Raw genomic sequence first — 760 nt, 5'->3', positions numbered from 1 at the left:
CTGTTATACAGCCGGCCAAAGGCAAATCGGCTATAGCAATCCAGGACGGTTTGCAGATAAACCTTGCCTACGCCCTTGAGCGTGCCGACGAAGAACGTGTCGATGGTCACCAGCTCGCCTGTGTGATGCACTTCGATCTGGCGCTCGCGAAACTCCGGGCTGAAGCGTTCGAGCAAACGGATTTTTTCGTCATTGAGCTCCAGCGTTTGATCGCGCTGCTCACGTTCCAGGCGCAACAGGCGGTCGTGCTTGGAGAGCAAGTCCTGGCGACTCCATACTCCGCGCACGCCGCCTGAACTGACCGTCACGCCTCGTAGAGCCAGTTCATGGGATACCCGCACGGGGCCGTGCGTCGGCCGCTGCAGACTGTAGTCCAGGATCGATTGCTCAATCTCGGGTGCCACGCGGTTTGGGTGCGGGCCCTTGGCTCCTGGCAGCTTGTCCAGCTGCCCTGCAGAGCCATAGGTCTGAAAGTTGCGTCTTATCTCATAGAACTGTTGACGGCTGTAGCCCATTACTTTGCACGCCTTGCTGACGTTGCGTAGCTCCTGGGCCAGATCCAACAGGCTGAGCTTGCGGCGTGCTACTTTTTCTTCCGTAGTCATACGTACTCTCCGGATCATGCAACAGGTAGGAGTACCCGTTTCATAACCCGGCTTGGGGTCGTATGACCACGCCCCAACGCGGTCAACTGTCAGGTGAATACTGTCTCAATACACTTCTTGCGTTCGAGTTTGGGGTTGACACCCTTGGCCAGGAG

At 57.4% G+C, this 760-nt stretch carries 1 protein-coding gene; it reads right to left on the bottom strand.

Annotation, left to right across the window (positions count from 1 at the left end):
• Window positions 1-605 (bottom strand): helix-turn-helix domain-containing protein (locus tag KDH83_RS30985; protein ID WP_212322920.1); only part of this gene is annotated, 605 nt, incomplete at its 3' end.
• Window positions 606-760 lie beyond the last annotated feature (155 nt).

It is taken from the genome of Achromobacter sp. Marseille-Q0513 (assembly GCF_018195695.1).
GTDB lineage: Bacteria > Pseudomonadota > Gammaproteobacteria > Burkholderiales > Burkholderiaceae_B > Achromobacter.
Note: the sequence above shows the minus strand (reverse complement) of the source record. Positions and strands in the feature narration are given on the sequence as shown.